This is a genomic window from Nocardia sp. NPDC003482, assembly GCF_053588115.1.
Window position 1 is genome coordinate 144,674 of the sequence record NZ_JBSFPI010000005.1, and the last position, 16,982, is coordinate 161,655.

Genomic DNA, 16,982 nt, shown 5'->3' on the forward strand with positions numbered 1-16,982 from the left:
GCGATCGCGCGCGCCCGGAGACACCAAGAAAGGGATCGAGTCATGGGATTCAAGACGGGAGACTTCCCGCCGGTGGACACGGAGACGTTTCTGGATCTACCGCTGCGCGAACGCGTCCGGACGCTGGCACTGCACTGGGCCGAATACGGTTTCGGCACACCGAAGATGATCCACACCATCTATCTGCTGAAGGTGCTGGTGCTCTACATGATCGGCGGCGTGGTGGTCGCCACCGCCACCTCGGGCGCGGGAGCGTTCTGGCACATCGACCAGTGGTGGAATCAGCCGATCGTCTACCAGAAGCTGGTGCTGTGGACGGTGCTGCTCGAGGCGGTCGGCGTCGCCGGTTCGTGGGGTCCGTTGGCGGGCAAGTTCAAGCCCATGACCGGCGGCGCACGGTATTTCGCGCGCCCGGGCACCATCCGGCTGCGGCCCTGGCGCCGGGTGCCGATGACCGACGGCGACACCCGCACACCCGTCGACGTGCTCCTCTACGTCGGCTTCCTGGCCGCGCTGGCGGTGGCGCTGCTCGCGCCCGGTCGCACCACCGCGTCGCTGCTGGAAGCCTTGCCGCACAACACCTCCGGGCTGGTGCGACCCGCCCTGCTGGTCGCCCCGATCGCGCTGTACGTGCTGTGCGGGCTGCGCGACAAGACGATCTTCCTGGCCGCGCGCGGCGAACAGTATCTACCGGCGCTGGTCTTCTTCGCGGTGCTGCCGTTCACCGATATGATCATCGCGGCCAAGCTGCTGATCGTGCTGGTGTGGCTCGGGGCGGGCATCTCCAAATTCGGTAAGCATTTCACCAATGTGGTGCCGCCGATGATCTCCAACAGCCCGACCATGCCGTTCCGATCGATCAAACGCGCGCACTACCGCGACTTCCCCCGCGATATCCGGCCCTCGGGCCTGGCCGCGTTCATGGCCCACGTCGGCGGCACCACCGTCGAGGTGATCACCCCCGTCGTCCTGCTGTTCTCGACCGACCGCTGGCTGACCCTGGCCGGGGTGACGATCATGGTGATCTTCCACCTGTTCATCACCTCCACGTTCCCGCTGGCGGTGCCGCTGGAATGGAACATCCTGTTCGCCTATCTGACGGTGTTCCTGTTCCTCGGTTTTCCCAATTCGGGCGGGTACGGGGTGTTCGACATGTCCTCGCCGTGGCTGACCGTGGCGATCGTGGCCGCCCTCGCCTTCTTCCCGGTGCTGGGGAATCTGCGTCCCGATCTGGTGTCGTTCCTGCCCTCGATGCGTCAGTACGCGGGGAACTGGGCCTCGGCGCTGTGGGCCTTCGCCCCCGGCGCGGAGGCGAAGCTGAACACGATCGCGCACCGGCCCTCGCTCAACCAGATCGATCAACTGCTGGCCATGGGCTACCCCCCGGAGATCGCCGAGATCACGATGCAGCAGACCATCGCCTGGCGGTCCATGCACAGTCAGGGCCGCGGGCTGTTCTCGTTGCTGTACAAGCACATTCCTGATCTCGACGCGTGGACCGTGCGGGAGGCGGAGTTCGCCTGCAACTCGTTGATCGGCTTCAACTTCGGTGACGGCCACCTGCACAATCTCGATCTCATCGCCGCCGTGCAGGCCCGGGTGGGATTCGCGCCGGGGGAGTGGATCGTGGTGTGGGTGGAATCCCAGCCGATCCACCGAAACGTCCAGCGCTACCAGGTGATCGACGCGGCGCTCGGGGTGATCGAACGCGGCACGTGGGCGGTCGCCGACGCGGTCGACGCCCTGCCCTGGCTGCCCGACGGACCCATCCCGCACACGGTCACCTGGCGCCGCGACGACGTGCCCGCGACGAGCCGATGACGACGGCGACCGTGGTCGGCAGCGGCCCCAACGGACTCGCCGCCGCCCTCACCCTGGCCCGCGCCGGGCTCGACGTGACGGTGCTCGAGGGCGCCGCCACGATCGGCGGCGGCACCCGCTCCTACGAGGCGATCGTCCCCGGACTGCTGCACGACCACTGCTCGGCCATCCACCCGATGGCCGTCGGGTCGCCGCTGTTCCGCCAGGTCGACCTGGAACGCTACGGATTGCACTGGGCCCGGCCCGAATTCGACTGCGTCCACCCGCTCGACGACGGCGGCGCCGGGGTGCTGCGTCGCTCGGTCATCGACACCGCCGTCGGCCTGGGCGAGGACGAACGGTGGTGGCGTCGGCTGTTCGAGGGGCCGGTGCTCGGCTACGACGCACTGAGCGCCGACATCATGCGGCCCCTGGCGCGGCTTCCGCGGCATCCGATCCGCTTGGCGCGCTTCGGGCTTCCCGCGGCCGCGCCCGCCACCGCGCTGGCGCGCGCCTTCCGCACCGAGCGGGGGCGAGCCTTGTTCGGCGGTGTCGCCGCGCACGCGTTCCATCCGCTGGACCGGCCGTTCAGCGCGAGTATCGGGCTGGGCATCCTGACCGCCGGACACCGGTACGGCTGGGCGGTCGCGGTCGGCGGTTCGCAGCGGATCGCCGATGCCCTGGCGGCGGCGCTCGTCGATCACGGCGGCACGATCGAGACCGGGGTGCGGGTGCGCTCGGCGGCGGAGCTGCCGCCCGCGGACCTCACCCTGTGGGATGTGGCGCCGACCGCGCTCGCGGAGATCCTCGGCGACCGGCTACCGCCCCGAATCGCCGCCGCCTACCGGCGTTTTCGCTACGGACCGGGCGCGTTCAAGGTCGACTTCGCGGTGGCGGACGGCGTCCCGTGGACGAATCCGGCGGCCCGCCGCGCGGGCACCGTGCACCTGGGCGGCTCGTTCGCCGAGATCGCGGCCGGGGAACGAGAGATCCACGCGGGCCGACTGCCCCGACGGCCGTTCGTGCTGGTGGGTCAGCAGTATCTGGCCGACCCGGGGCGTTCGGTGGGCTCGGTGCACCCGGTGTGGGCCTATGCCCATGTGCCCCACGGCTATTCCGGCGATGCGACCGAGGCGGTGATCGCGCAGATCGAGCGGTTCGCGCCGGGCTTCCGGGAGCGGGTGATCGGCCTGTCGTGTCGCTCGCCCGCCGAATTCGCCGCCGACAACCCCAATTTCGTCGGCGGCAACATCATGACCGGCGCGAAGGACCTTCCCCAACTGTTGTTCGGCCCTCGAAAAACCTTGTGGCCCTACGACATCGGCGTCCCCGGCCACTATCTGTGCTCGGCCGCCACCCCGCCCGGCCCGGGCGCGCACGGCATGTGCGGGGTCAATGCCGCGCAACGGGCGCTGCGCCGCCTGGGCGGACCGCTCGCGCGCCGCGACACCACCACGACGACCAGGAGAATTCCGTGACCGAGACCAAGCCGCTCGCCGGTCGAACCATGATCATGTCCGGCGGCAGCCGGGGCATCGGCCTGGCCATCGCCCGGCGCGCCGCCGCCGACGGCGCGAACATCACGCTGATCGCGAAAACCGCCGTGCCGCACCCGAAGTTGCCCGGCACCATCCACACCGCCGCGGCCGAGCTGGAGCGCGCCGGGGGCCGGGTGCTGAGCTTCGTCGGCGATATCCGTTTCGACGACCAGGTCGAGGCGGCGGTACGGCAGACGGTGGACCGCTTCGGCGGTATCGACATCGTGGTCAACAACGCGTCGGCGATCGACCTGTCCCCGACCGCCGAACTCACCATGAAGAAGTACGACCTGATGCAGGACATCAACTGCCGCGGCGCCTACCTGCTCGCCCGAACCTGCCTGCCCGCCCTGCGGAAATCCGCCGCCGCGCACCGCAATCCGCACATCCTCACCCTCTCACCCCCGATCAACCTGAACCCGCGCTGGGCCGGAGCGCATCTCGGCTACACCATCGCCAAATACGGCATGTCCCTGACCACCCTGGGCCTCGCCCACGAACTACGCCCCGACGGCATCGCCGTCAACTCCCTCTGGCCCCGCACCACCATCGCCAGCGCCGCCGTCGAGAACGTCCTCGGCGGCCACGAAACCCTCACCCGCTCCCGCACTCCCGAGATCTGCGCCGACGCCGCCTACGCCATCCTCACCTCCCCGGCCGCCGAGACCACCGGCAACTTCTTCCTCGACGAGCAGGTCCTGACAACCGTCGGCACCACCGACTTCGACCCCTACCGAGTCGCGCCCGACGGAGACCTCCAACTCGACCTGTTCCTGGACGCCTGAGTAATACCCGGGTAACAAGCTACCGCGCTGGGTTTCGTTAAAGTGTTGGACCGCAACACTTTCCGGTAAGGTCCCCGCCCGTGCGCACACTACGAACGCCAGCCCGTCCCGTAGCAGCCAGCAGGGGAGACCACGCGATACCGAACGGGGGAGATCCGCGGTGAGCGGGGAGTGGAACGGACCGGCCATTCCGTTCGGGATTCCGGTGGCCGCGGATTCCCGTGTCCGGCTGGACGATCCGTCGTTCGCCGCCGATCCGCACCGGGTGTACGCGGAGATGCGGCGGCACGGACCGCTGGTGCCGGTCGAACTCGCCGCGGAGGTGCCCGCGACGCTCGTGATCGGGTATCAGGTGGCCGTGCAGATCCTCAACGACGAGACCCATTTTCCGGCCGATTCCCGCCGCTGGGAGAAGAATGTCGGGCCGGGCTGTCCGCTGGCGCCGATGCTGGGGTATCGCCAGAACGCGATGCGGACCGCGGGGGCCGAACACGAGCGGTATCGGCGGACCATCATGGCCGCGCTGGAGACCGTCGATCTGCACCGGGTGCACGTCACGGTCGCGCGGGCCGCCGAGTCGCTGATCAACGCCTTCTGCGAACGCGGCACGGCCGATCTGCGGATGGACTACGCCTACCCGCTGACCTTCCGGGTCCTCAGCGAGATGATGGGCTTCCCCGAGCAGGCCGCGGCCGAGGCGTACGAGGGCATGGCCGCGATGCTGGAGGGGGTGGGCGCCGAGGAGGGGCAGCAACGGTTCGTCAACGCCCTCGTCGGGGTGGTCCAGCAGAAGCAGGCCCAGCCCGGTGACGATCTGACCTCGGCGCTGCTGCGGCACCCCGACGGGCTCGATCTCATGGAGATGGTGAACCAGGCGGCGCTGCTGTTCTCGATGGGCACCGAGCCGACCTGCAACCTCATCCTCAACGCGCTGCTGAAGATGATGACCGACGAGCAGTACGGCGGCGAGGTCCTCAGCGGCGCCATGGCCACCCGGGACGCCATCGACGCCGTGCTGTTCGAGGATCCGCCGCTGGCGAACTGGTCGGTGAGTTACCCCCGGCAGCCGCAACTCGTCGGCGAGATGTGGCTGCCCGCGGATCAACCCGTGGTCATCAGCCTCGCCGCGTGCAACAACGATCCCGCGGTGGGCGGCGACCGCCGGGGCAACCGGTCGCATCTGGCGTGGGGCGCCGGACCGCACGCCTGTCCGGCGCAGTCCCTCGGCCTGACCATCGCCTCCCAGGCGATCGATCTGCTGCTCGACGCCCTGCCCGACATCCATCCGGAAGGCCCCGCGCCGCAACTGGAATGGCGGCCCGGACAGTTCCACCGCGCCCTCGCGACGCTGCCGGTGCTGTTCCCACCGTGCCCGCCGATGCGGCTGGCCTGAACGAGGCGGCCGCGTGCGCGGAACTCGTTGCGCGACAACGGCATGCGGCCGCACACTCGTTGGGCACCCTTTGCGACTCCTCGAAAGACAGGTCCCACGATGACAATGACCTCGGAGCACTCCGCAATCTCGACCACGCCGGAAGTTCGCGAGATCGACGCGGTCGTCGTCGGAGCCGGATTCGCCGGTCTCCACATGCTCCACAGACTGCGCGGCCTCGGACTCTCGGTGCGGGTGTACGAGGCGAGCGACGGAATCGGCGGAACGTGGTACCGCAACCGCTATCCGGGCGCGCGCGTCGACGTGAAGAGCGTGTACTACAACTACTCCTTCGACCCGGACCTCGAACAGGAGTGGGAGTGGACCGAGAAACTGCCCCCGCAACCGGAATTGCTCCGCTACATCAACCACGTCGCGGACCGGTTCGATCTGCGTAAGGACGTGCGGCTCGAAACCCGCGTCACCGCCGCGACTTACGACGAGGCCGCCGCGCGATGGCGGATCACGACCGATCGGGGCGAGGTCGTCGCGGCGCGGTACGCGATCATGGCGACCGGCTGCCTGTCGGCGCCGAAGCTGGTGGAGGTCCCGGGCATCGAGACGTTCCGGGGCCGGAGCTTCCACACCATCGAATGGCCCGCGGCGGAGGTCGACTTCACCGGCCGCCGGGTCGCGGTCATCGGCACCGGTTCCACCGGGGTGCAGGTCATTCCGCTCGTCGCCGAGGCGGCCGAGACGCTCACCGTCTTCCAGCGGACCGCGAATTACGTACTGCCCGCGGGCAATCACCCGATCGATCCCGACTACCAGCGCGGCATCAAGGCGCGCTATCGCGAGGTGCGCAAGGCGAATCGGGAATCGGCCTTCGGCATCTGGCAACCCGAGGCCACCCGGGGCGCGCTCGAGGTGAGCGAGGAGGAGCGAAACGCCTTCTACCGCAAGGTGTGGGAGGACGAGGAGAGCGAATTGGTCAGCATGCTGGTCGGCTTCACCGACCTGCTCGCCGACGAGGCCGCCAACGAGACCGCCGCGCAATTCATTCGCGAGCGCATCGCCGAGATCGTGACGGATCCGGCCGTCGCCCGGTTACTCCAGCCCGAGGGACTGTTCGGGGTCAAGCGCCCGGTCCTGGGCACCGGCTACTACGAGACGTTCAACCGCCCCAACGTCCGGCTCGTGGACGTGCGCGCCACCCCGATCACCGCGATCACCGAGACCGGACTCACCACGACGGCGGAGACCTTCGAGTTCGACGACATCATCTACGCCACCGGATTCGACGCGATGACCGGCGCGCTGACCGCGATCGACATCCGCGGCCGCGACGGCGTGTCCCTGCGGGAGAAGTGGGCCGCCGGACCCGTCACCTACCTCGGCCTCGCCGTCGCGGGCTTCCCGAACCTGTTCACCATCACCGGCCCCGGCAGCCCCGCGGTCCTGTCGAACATGATGGTGTCGATCGAACAGCACGTCGACTGGATCGCCGACGCCATCGCCACGCTGCGGGCCGAGGGCGTCACCACCATCGAGGCCGAACCCGACGCGGAACAGGAATGGACCCGGCACGTCGGCGAGGTCGGCGATATGACCCTCTACCCGAAGGTCGACTCCTGGTACGTCGGATCGAACGTCCCCGGCAAGCCCCGGGTGATGTACGCCTACATCGGCGGCGTCGGCGCCTACCGCGCGAAGTGCGACCAGGTCGCCGCCGACCACTACGCGGGCTTCACCCTGACCCGCTGACCCGGACCGGCGCGGCGAGCGTCCCCTCCGCGCCCGCCGCGCCGCCCCTCCGTCGAGACCCTGCCGAATTGCTTTCAGGTGGAAGTCTCCGGATTCGGGCGGGGGATGGCATGCGTAGTGCACTACTCGAAGTGGTCAGCCTCGCACATCAGGTCCGTGGGCGGAAGCTCCCCGGTGACGTAGTAACGGTTCACCGCATCGTTCACGCACGTGCTCAGATCGGGGCGAAATGTCATGTGTATGCGGACATTTCGCAAGGTGACCAGTCGGGAGGCCGGGAGGTCCTCGTGCAGCCGGACCCCGTGGCGGTAGGGGGTGCGCGGGTCACCCGTGGCTTGCAGGATCAGCGCCGGGACACTGTTGCGGACCGAGGTGGGGGGTTCGGCCGGGCGGGGCCAGAACGCGCAGGGTTGGATCGCGGCGGCCATTGGGCCGAAGACGGGCTGGGTGGGGCGGGCGGTTTCGATGGCGTCCCAGTACCAGGCCGGGTCGGTCGGGGCGGCGGTGTCGCCGCACGCGACGAACGCCAGCTCCGAATTCTCCTCCTCGCGCAGCGCGGACAGCACCGCCGTCAGGCGCGGGGTGCGGGTCGTGGTGGGCGGGCCGCCCGCGGCGTCGGCGATCTCGCGCACGGTGGCGGCCAGCGCCTCGTCGTTGCGAAAGTTGTTGAGCGAGTTGTGCAATACGAACGGCAGCCAGTGGTCGTCGAGGCGGAAACCGTCGAGCACGATCGGCGTCCGGGCCGCGGTCGCCATCAGGTTCTCGACGGTCGCGCGCACCCGCGGTGCGGTGTCGCCGAGCCGGTACTCGGCGTCGTGCGCGGCGGCCCATCCCGCCCAGTCGTCGAGCGCCGCTTCGTCGGCCGGGCCCCAATCCTGAACCAGCCCCGTCCAATACCGGTCCGGGTCGACGGCGCTGTCGAACACCATGCGATCGCCGCGCTCCGGGAACAGCTGCGTGTACACCGCGCCGAGGTAGGTGCCGTAGGAGACGCCGAAGTAGCTGATCGACGGCTCGCCCAGCGCCGCGCGGACCACATCCATATCGCGCGCGGCGTTGCGCGTCGTGAGCTGCCGCGCGGCATCGGGATCCCCGCTGACACAGCCCATGGCCATCGCGGCCGCCTGCCCGGTCTCGCGCAGGAACCCCGCCAGATCCGTTCCGGTGGAATGGATCATCTCGCCCACGGGCCACCCGCAGCGCCGCCCGCCCTCGGAGCGGCCCACCCCGCGCGGATCCATGCCGATCAAGTCGTACCGCGCCCGCACCTCCGCGCTGAGCACGTCCCCGAGCAGGCCCACCGAATCCAGCCCGGCCGCACCGGGACCGCCGGGATTGGACATCAGCACGCCGCGGCGACGGCCCGGATCGGTCGCCGGAACCCGCGAGACGGCCACCGTGAGGGTGCGCCCGAACGGGCGCGCGTAATCCAGCGGCACCCGCACGCTCGCGCACCGCGTCCCCGTCGCGTCGAGTTCCGCACTGCGACAGGCCACCCACGACAACCGCTGGTGGTAGTACCAATCCGGTGCGTGGATCCGCGCCCCGATCCCCGCCCCCGGCACATCCAGCAGGGTCACCGCGGCGAGCACGCCGACCACACCCCGAATCACCCTCGCCACCAACCCACTTCGCCTCTCGCCCGACACCGCTGTTACGGTAGCCGCCTGGGCGGAACGGCCGCGGGTCGCGTCAGGTGTCGAGCAGTTCCGGCACGAACACCTCCGCGCAGGTCAGGCGGCGCGCCGACAATCCCTGCTCGTGGTGGTACCGCAGGAACGTCTCGACCGCCCGGCGGTTGGCCGCGAGGCCGTAGGGCCACCAGTCCTCGCCGAGCAGCGCGCGGTTCTCCGCGAACAACGCGCTGAACCACGGGGTGACGACCGACATGTGCTGTTTGCGGGCGTCGTCCCGATAGTGTTGCTGCACAAGGGTTTTCGCCTCGTCGAACGCGCGGTAGATCGAGCGCGCCAGACCCGGCCGCGCGGCCAGCTCCCGCCGGATGGCGACGACGTGCATCATCGGGTGAATCCCGGTGCGGCGGAAGTAGTCCCGCTCGACCGACTCGTAATCGACGAACAACCGGCGGATCTTCCGCGTCGACCCGTCGAGCAGGGAAGCGGGCACGTCGACCGACAACAGCGCGTCGATCTCACCCGCCTCCAGCATCGCGGCCAGGGTCTGCGCTCCCTCGGTGTGGCGGACCTCGACCCCCTCCGGCACCGGGCGCGGGATCCAGTCGAACTCCGGGATGGGATGGTCGGTCCCGCCGATCACCCAGCGCATCTCCTCCGGCGTGACCCCGTACTCCTCGGCCAGCACGCCCTTCATCCACACGCCCGGATCGCTGCCCCACAAGGCGAATTCGCCGACGGTCCTGCCCGCGAGATCCTCCGGCCGCTCGATTCCGCTGTCCACGTTCACGAACAGCGCCGAATGCCGGAAGTTGCGGTTCGGGAAGATCGGCAGCGCCAGGAACGGCGACTCGGGCAGATCGAACGTGCGCAGGAAGTACGTCAGCCCGAACTCGGCGACATCCAGTTCCCCCTTCGCCATGCGCTCGAACACGTCGGAGATCAGCGGCGAGGTGTGCAGAGCGACATCGGCTCCCGCGACGGCGATCCGCCCGTCGAACAACGGCTCGGTGTGCTCGTAGCGGTAGACGCCCAGGCTCAGCTCGGTATCGGACATGACGGTGGTCCTCTCTCCGCGGCGGCCGTAACCGTGAACGACCTTTCACTTTTCAGCATGCCGAGACGGGCTATCCTGGTCAAGGCGAACGAGTATTCATTTTTCGAGAGGACGGTGCCGGTGCCCCGCATCACCCCCGAACATCGGGAGGCGAACCGCGCGCAGATCGTCGCCGCGGCCCGCCGCTGCTTCGCCCGCGACGGCTTCCACCGGACCTCCATGCCCGATATCGCCGCCGAGGCGGGCCTCTCGGTGGGTGCCCCCTACCGGTACTTCGCCGGGAAGGAGGAGATCATCGTCGAGATCGCGGGCGAGGCCTTCCGCACGATGTTCGACCCCGTCGAGCGCCTCGCCGACACCGCCGACGTCACCATGGCCGAATTGGTCTCGGCCGCCATCGAACCCGTCCGCGGCGACCGCGAACTGCTCCGCTGCGCGGTCCAGGCGTGGGGCGAACTGCTGCGCCACGACGGGCTGCGACAGCACGCCCTCGCGGGCTTCGACCACGTCCGCGACCGCGTCGCCGCCGCCCTCCGCGCCGGACAACGCGCGAAAACCGTTCCGGCCGAACTGGATCCGGACCGCGGCGCCCGCGTGGTGATGGCGCTGCTGCACGGCTTCGTCCTGCAACACGCCGCCTTCGGCCTCGACGACATCGAGGGCTTCGAGCAGGACATCCGGGTGCTGCTCGGCGTGCGGGACCGGCACTGATCAGCGGTCGTCCTCGTCCCGGTCCTCGGGGCCGTGCACGAGGGCGAGCATGGTGAGGGCGGCGTCGTAGATCACCCGGTCCAGCCCGTCCAGCACCGCGCTGAGCCGCGCGCTCGCCGCCGGCGGGACGGGGTTGCCGTCGCCGTCGTGGGTCAGCTCGACCTTCAGCCGGTGCAGATCGAGCCCGGCCTCGAACAGGTGTCGCACCAAACGATCGGCGTGATAGGCGAATTCGACCGGGACCGGCAGCACATCCTTGCCCACCCCGTGGAAAAGCCGCTCCGGCTGCGATGGTTCCACGACGCGACCTCGCCCTTTTCGATCGATCACCGTTCCCGGAAAACCCGGCCGCACCCGCGGCGTCACCTGTGAAACTCCCTGATTGTGACACGTCCGGCGGCCGCGGGGCAGCGCCGATTCACCGCGCTTGACGCATCCCGCCGCGTCAATGATCGGCGATCGAACAGCCCGGCGGCACGAGGGTTCCGGCGAACATGGCGTCGATCCATTCGGCGGACGCGGGAATGGCCAGCGCGCCGACGGCGATGTGCTCGCCCGGCAGGGGTCGCAGCGCGACGTTCGCCCCGTGCCCGCACCAGTCGGTGTACAGGGCGCGGGCCTGGGCGTAGGGGACGTACACCTCGTCGACGCCGTGATAGACGAATATCGGTGCGGCGGGCGCGGTTTCGCCGAGCCGGTTGTCCGCCAGGATTTTTCGCACCAGCGGCAGGGCCGTGGGGTCGGGGACGGTGGTGAGGTCCTCGACCCGGAGCGAGGCCAGGATGCCCAGCGCCGCCACGCCGAGCACGCACAGGTCCCGGAACGCGTGCGCCACCCGCCAGCCGTTGTCGTCGAGCAGGGTCAGCAGTTCGGGGTACTGGCGGGCCAGGCCGAGCGCGGCGGCGAGGAAGATGCCCGCCGCCCCGAACTTCCCGTCCATGCTGGGCCGCAACGCGGCGTAGTCGGCGGGCACCCCGCCGAGCAGGGCGCCGGTCAGCGTCAGCTCCGGCGCGTAGGCCGGGGCGAGTTGCGCCGCCCAGCCGGTGGCGATGGCGCCGCCGGAATAGCCGCTCAGGACGATCGGCGAATCCGGCCGCAGCGCGGCGATGCCCGAATGCACGGCGGCGCGTACGGAGTCGAGCACGGCGTGCCCGCCCATGCGCCCGGCCGCGTACGCCTGGCGCGGACCCTGATGGTCGGGCACGATCACCGCGTAGCCGCGCGTCAGCAGCACCCCGATCGACAGCTGATCGGCGTTGACCCCGTTGCGCAACTGTTGCGACGGGCTGCACGTGTTGCCGAGCGAGTCGACCGGAATGTTGTAGGACACCAGCGGCCGGGGCCCGTCGTCGCGCCACGGGTGCTCCGGCACCATCAGCGTGGCGACCACCGGAACCGCCTCGTCCCGGGCGTCGGTGGAGCGGATCAGCAGTTCGATCGAACGCACCGGCACGGGCGAGGGCAGCTCCACGGCGCGGGATGCGAGAACCGTTCCGGGCGAACGCATCTCGAATCCCGGAGGCGGCACGTAGAACGGGTCGGGCAGCGGCGTCGGCAGCACCGAGGCGAGTTCGTGCGGGGGATCGAGCGTCTCGTCGAGCGGGTTCGCGGCGGCCGGGGCCAGCGCCAGCGTCGCCACGACGGCCGCCGTTCCCATCCGCACGAGCGTCTTCACGTCGATCACTCCTCGAGATGCCCGGCCGCCCATCGTGCGACGGCTTCCGATTTCCGCGCGTCGAGCGCCTCGCACAGCCTGACACGTCCGTGCCCCGGGTCCGGTGCACGTCGATCGGCGCGTCCCGAAGCGATGAATTCCGGGCCGCCGCGGAGTCTGTATCGGTGAGGCCGTGTCGGTCTCGGGGAAATGCGAGGAGGGCCCCGATCATGGAATCCGAACCCACCACATCGCGGCGGCTGGCCGACCATCCGACCGTGCGGCGGATGGCCGAGCGGGAGCGGTCGCGCCCGGCGCCGGTGACCGCCGCCCGGCTGCGGGAGATCTGTCTGGACGCGGGCGCCGACGATGTCGGATTCGTGCCCGTGGACGATCCGCGGGTCGCCGCGGAACTCGAGCACGCGCGCGGAATCCTGCCCGCCGCACGGACTTTCGTCTCGTTCTGCGTGCGGATGAATCGCGACAATCTGCGCAGCCCGATGCGCAGCCTCGCCAACACCGAGTTCAATCACGCCGACGACGAGACCAACGAGGTATCCCGCCGCATCACCCGGGCATTGCAGGACGCCGGATACCGCGCGGTGTACCCCGCGCCGGGCTACCCGATGGAGGTCGACCGCTTCCCCGATCGCATCTGGGTGATCGCGCACAAGGTGGTGGCCGAGGCCGCCGGGCTGGGCGTGATGGGCATCCACCGCAATGTGATCCACCCGAAATTCGGCAACTTCATCCTGCTCGGCACCGTGGTCACCGACGCGGAGGTCGACGAGCCCAGTGCCGCACTGGATTTCAATCCGTGTCTGGAATGCAAGCTGTGCGTGTCGGCGTGCCCGGTCGGCGCGATCGCCGACGACGGCGGATTCGACTTCCAGGCGTGCTACACCCACAACTACCGGGAGTTCATGGGCGGCTTCACCGACTGGGCCGAAACCGTCGCCGACAGCGCCGATCGCGCCGACTACCGCGAGCGGGTGAGCACGGGCGAATCGTTCTCGATGTGGCAGAGCCTGTCGTTCAAACCGAACTACAAGGCCGGGTACTGCATGGCGGTGTGCCCGGCGGGCGAGGACGTGATCGGCGCCTACCTCGACAACCGCCGCGAGCATCTCGACGAGGTGGTGCGCCCGTTGCAGAACAAGTCCGAACCGGTCTACGTCCTGTCGGGCTCGGCCGCCGAGGAGCACGTCACCCGCCGCTTCCCGCACAAGACCGCCCAACCGGTCACCAACGGATTCCCCGACGAGGTCAACGACCTGCTCGACCAGATCGGGCCCCGCCCGCGCCGCACACCGCGATAGGACGGTCAGGACTCCACGAAGTCCGCGGCGAGATCGCACAGCCGCCACACGCCGTCGCGGCGCTGCATCGTGCCGGTGTAGTCGATGTCCTTGAAGTACTGGCGGTACTTGTCGGGCACGTTGGTGAACGACTCGTGGGCGAGGAAAGTGGCTGTGTCCGGGCCGGTTTGGGTGATGCCGGTGATGGTGTTGGTGAATCCGGCGTCGCGCACCTCGGGGGCCAGGCGCTCGTCGTACTGCGGGGTGTACTGGGTGACCAGCGCGTTGATGGCCGGGCGGCGTCCGGGCACGTCAGCGCGTTGAACTCGTCCCACTGCTGATTGTTCGACGTCTCGGCCAGGCGGTTGACGGTGGCGACCAGCTCCGGGTCCAGCGTGGCGGGGTCACTCGCGACGGCCTCGGTGTCGGGGGCGTTGAACACCACCGGCGCGGGCTGCGGCCGGAAGCCCGACGGGGCGATGTTCTTCTCGACCGCGCGGTCCCAGGAGCCGTCGGCGATCATGGTCCGGATGGCGGCGGTGATCCGGCCCTGCAACCGGGTGTCGCCCTTCTTCACCCCGACGCCGTAGCGTTCGCGGGTGAAGGGGTGGCCGAGCACGCGCAGCCGGTCCGGATGCTGGGCCGCGTATCCGGCGAGGATGACGTCATCGGTGGTGACCGCGTCGGCGGCGCCGCTCAGCAGATCGTCCACGCAGGCCGAATACGTCTCGCGGGTAACGAGATTCGCCTGACCGGCGAAGTCCTTTTTGATCTTGGCCGCGGAGGTCGACCCCTCGGCCGTGCAGACCGTGCGGCCGTCGAGCGCCTCGGGCCGGTCGATGCGGGTCTCGTCGGCGCGCACCAACAGGTCCTGCCCGGCCACCAGGTACGGCCCCGCGAAGGACACCTGCTCGAGCCGCGGCGCGGTGATCGAGTAGGACGCGACGACGAAATCGACCGTCCCGTCGCGCAACAGGGTCTCGCGCTGCGCCGACGGCGCCTCCTTCCAGGTGATCCGGTCGGGGGACACGCCGAGCTTGCCCGCGATGTAGGTGGCGGTGTCCACGTCGAATCCGACCGGCGTCCCGTCCGGCCCGCGCGTCGACAGGCCGGGCTGATCGTATTTGACGCCGATGGTGAGTCGCGGTTGGGAGGACGAATCTGGTTGTGCATCTTCATGTTTCGAACAGGCGACAGCGAGGAGGAGGCTGGCCGCCAGGGTGCTCGCGACGATCGTGCGTTTCATCGGATCGTATCTCCCGTCGTTTGCGAATCGGTTGCGGTGCTTACGGTTTCCAGCCACGCCGAGGGTGTCGCCCCGAAGTAGGAACACACCTCGGCGCACGCGTCGATGATCCGGTCGACCTCGGCGTCGGTGAGCGCGGCGTGCAGCGAGAAGCGGACGAGGGTGCGGTTCGCGGAGGTGGCGGGCGGGCAGAACATCGACCCGAACACGCCCCGCTGCTCGAGGAAGTCCCGGATCGCCAGCGCCCGCCGGTCCGGGCCGGTCTGGAGCGCGACGATCTGACTGGCGGAATCCTCGAGATCGAAACCGAGACCGGCCATGGCCGCCCGCACCCGCGCCGACACCTCGCGCAACCGGCGCCGCCGCCCCTCCTCCACGCGCACGACCGCCGAAGCCGTTGCCAGACCGGCGATGTCGTGCGGCAGCAGCGCCGAGGAGAACACCGCGGGCTCGGACTCCATCTTGAAGTAGTCGACGAACTCGGGATCGCGCACGGCGACGAATCCGGCGCGCCCGGCGAACGCCTTGGACAGGCTCGCGACCCGGAACGGCACCCGCTCGACGAGCCCGAGCGCCGCCACCGTGCCCGCGCCGGCCGGCCCGTCGACGCCGAGCGCGTGCGACTCGTCGACCAGCAGCAGGCTGCCGGTCTCCTCGGCCAGCGCGCACATCTCGCGCAGCGGGCAGCGACTGCCGTTGGTGCTGTAGATCGAATCGACCGCGATGACGCCCGGACCGTGCGCGGCGATCCGCTCCCGCAGATGCGCGACGGCGTTGTGCCGGAACGGATGGATCGGCGCCCCGGCGACCCTCGCGCCGTGCCACAACGACATGTGCGCGATGTGATCGATGTAGACGGGCGTCCGCGCGTCCGTGATCGACTGCAACACACCGACATTGGCGCTCCACCCCGACTGGCACAGCACCCCGGCCGCCGCGCCCATATGGTCGGCGAGCGCCCGCTCGAGCGCGAGCTGCGGATGATCCCCGTGCTGGAACACCCCCGAGGCCAGCCATCCCGCGCCCGACCCGGACAGCGCCGCGCACATCGCCTCCACGATGCGCGGATCCCGGGCCAGCGCCAGATAGTCGTTGCTGTTGACCAGGACGTCACCCGGCGCCGGGGTACGGCCGTGCAGCAGGTGGCGGCCACCCCACGCACCGGCGATCCGCTCGGTGTGGAACTCGCGCACACGCCGGCGAACACGATCGGCGACTCCGGGCACCGCCAGCGACATCTGATCCCCTCTCCGATCTTCAGCTAACAGATGGCATACGCGGCTGCGAGTAGATCATCAGCGGTAGTCGAAGCCGGTGAGAACCCGCTGAAGAGACAGGGATTATTCTGGATTGTGATCTTGGGCAATATCATGGCAACACGTATCGGGAGTGTATGCGAATTCCGATATACCCCGGCAACCGCCGGTCGTATTGACTTGCGGCATGGACCATTACGCAGCCCTGCCCGCGCCGCCCTCCCGGCTCCGCCGCGCCGTCCTCGTCGGTCTGGCGCTGCTCGGCGCGGCAACCGCCCTCTACATCGTGCGACGACCACTGCTCATGCCGTTGCGGCCCCGGCGCGGCGGCGTCGCCGACTGGCACGTCTGGCTCTGCACCGGCAACGGCGTCGCGCTCCTCACGATCGCCGCGGCGCCGCTGGCCGGGCTGGCGGTGTGGGTTCTGGCCCGCCGCCGGACGTGGCGGATCGCGCTGGCCGAGGTCGGCATGGTCTACGGGACGGTGCCCTGGGTCTGGCTGATCATGCAGCCCGGCGAGCATCCGGGCACCGGGCCCGGCCGGGTGAGCCTGGTGCCGCTGCGGGATCTGGCCGCGATCCTGGGCAGCGGTGAGGTGACGGCGACGATTCAGATCGTCGGCAACCTGCTGGTGTTCGCGGCGCTCGGCTTCTTCGCCCCGGTGCGGTTCCCCGCGCTGGCCTCGGTGCCGCGGATCCTGGCGCTCGCGGCGGGCTGCTCGGTGCTGGTCGAGACCGCCCAGTACGTCCTGCAACTCGATCGGGTGTCCTCGGTGGACGACGTGCTGCTCAACACCGCCGGAGCCGGGTTCGCCGCCCTGGCCTCGCGCGGCTGGTGGGCGCCGATTCGCCGCGCTGCCTAGGCTTT

At 69.7% G+C, this 16,982-nt stretch carries 13 protein-coding genes and 1 pseudogene; 8 read left to right on the forward strand and 6 right to left on the reverse strand.

Annotation, left to right across the window (positions count from 1 at the left end):
• Window positions 1-42: 42 nt before the first annotated feature.
• The 5 genes from ACWDSJ_RS09790 (at window position 43) to ACWDSJ_RS09810 (ending at window position 7,259) form a co-directional block, all read left to right on the forward strand.
• A complete protein-coding gene (locus ACWDSJ_RS09790) occupies window positions 43-1,821 on the forward strand; it encodes a DUF3556 domain-containing protein (RefSeq protein ID WP_450030678.1) in 1,779 nt (592 codons plus the stop codon).
• Window positions 1,818-3,278, forward strand: coding sequence for a phytoene desaturase family protein (locus ACWDSJ_RS09795; protein ID WP_450030679.1), 1,461 nt, complete (start codon window positions 1,818-1,820; stop codon window positions 3,276-3,278). Before ACWDSJ_RS09790 ends, ACWDSJ_RS09795 begins: the two co-directional genes overlap by 4 nt.
• A complete protein-coding gene (locus tag ACWDSJ_RS09800; RefSeq protein ID WP_450030681.1) occupies window positions 3,275-4,123 on the forward strand; it encodes an SDR family oxidoreductase in 849 nt (282 codons plus the stop codon). The genes ACWDSJ_RS09795 and ACWDSJ_RS09800 overlap by 4 nt, the downstream gene beginning before the upstream one ends.
• Before the next feature lie 160 nt (window positions 4,124-4,283).
• Entirely contained in the window at window positions 4,284-5,516 is a 1,233-nt protein-coding gene (locus ACWDSJ_RS09805) for a cytochrome P450 (protein WP_450030683.1), read from the forward strand.
• Window positions 5,517-5,615: 99 nt separating this feature from the next.
• The gene (locus tag ACWDSJ_RS09810; protein ID WP_450030685.1) at window positions 5,616-7,259 is read left to right on the forward strand and encodes a flavin-containing monooxygenase; all 1,644 of its coding nucleotides are present in this window, start codon (window positions 5,616-5,618) and stop codon (window positions 7,257-7,259) included.
• Window positions 7,260-7,381: 122 nt separating this feature from the next.
• Here ACWDSJ_RS09810 and ACWDSJ_RS09815 read toward each other — a convergent pair whose 3' ends face one another.
• Entirely contained in the window at window positions 7,382-8,881 is a 1,500-nt protein-coding gene (locus tag ACWDSJ_RS09815; protein WP_450030687.1) for an alpha/beta hydrolase, read from the reverse strand.
• 70 nt (window positions 8,882-8,951) lie between these two features.
• Window positions 8,952-9,950: a 4,5-dihydroxyphthalate decarboxylase gene (locus ACWDSJ_RS09820; RefSeq protein ID WP_450030689.1), complete on the reverse strand. Its 999-nt coding sequence runs from the start codon at window positions 9,948-9,950 to the stop codon at window positions 8,952-8,954.
• A gap of 57 nt (window positions 9,951-10,007) precedes the next feature.
• Between ACWDSJ_RS09820 and ACWDSJ_RS09825 the strand changes: the two genes are divergently transcribed.
• A complete protein-coding gene (locus ACWDSJ_RS09825) occupies window positions 10,008-10,661 on the forward strand; it encodes a TetR/AcrR family transcriptional regulator (protein ID WP_450030690.1) in 654 nt (217 codons plus the stop codon).
• On the opposite strand, the gene ACWDSJ_RS09830 is transcribed toward ACWDSJ_RS09825, so the two are convergent.
• Both ACWDSJ_RS09830 and ACWDSJ_RS09835 read right to left on the reverse strand, forming a co-directional pair.
• Window positions 10,662-10,961, reverse strand: a complete 300-nt coding sequence (locus ACWDSJ_RS09830) for a hypothetical protein (protein WP_450030692.1) — start codon at window positions 10,959-10,961, stop codon at window positions 10,662-10,664.
• A 145-nt stretch (window positions 10,962-11,106) separates the two neighbouring features.
• Window positions 11,107-12,336, reverse strand: a complete 1,230-nt coding sequence (locus ACWDSJ_RS09835) for a lipase family protein (protein WP_450030694.1) — start codon at window positions 12,334-12,336, stop codon at window positions 11,107-11,109.
• Between the two features lie 209 nt (window positions 12,337-12,545).
• Between ACWDSJ_RS09835 and ACWDSJ_RS09840 the strand changes: the two genes are divergently transcribed.
• Window positions 12,546-13,634: a 4Fe-4S binding protein gene (locus ACWDSJ_RS09840; RefSeq protein WP_450030696.1), complete on the forward strand. Its 1,089-nt coding sequence runs from the start codon at window positions 12,546-12,548 to the stop codon at window positions 13,632-13,634.
• Window positions 13,635-14,058: 424 nt separating this feature from the next.
• On the opposite strand, the pseudogene ACWDSJ_RS09845 reads toward ACWDSJ_RS09840, so the two are convergent.
• Together ACWDSJ_RS09845 and cqsA are read right to left on the reverse strand one after the other, a co-directional pair.
• A pseudogene (locus ACWDSJ_RS09845) lies at window positions 14,059-14,859 on the reverse strand (glutamate ABC transporter substrate-binding protein); the annotation flags it as partial.
• Window positions 14,856-16,097: an alpha-hydroxyketone-type quorum-sensing autoinducer synthase gene (cqsA, locus tag ACWDSJ_RS09850; RefSeq protein ID WP_450030698.1), complete on the reverse strand. Its 1,242-nt coding sequence runs from the start codon at window positions 16,095-16,097 to the stop codon at window positions 14,856-14,858. The gene cqsA and the pseudogene ACWDSJ_RS09845, both read right to left, overlap by 4 nt.
• A gap of 205 nt (window positions 16,098-16,302) precedes the next feature.
• Here cqsA and ACWDSJ_RS09855 point away from each other — a divergent pair, with 205 nt between their 5' ends.
• Window positions 16,303-16,977: a VanZ family protein gene (locus tag ACWDSJ_RS09855; RefSeq protein ID WP_450030699.1), complete on the forward strand. Its 675-nt coding sequence runs from the start codon at window positions 16,303-16,305 to the stop codon at window positions 16,975-16,977.
• Window positions 16,978-16,982 lie beyond the last annotated feature (5 nt).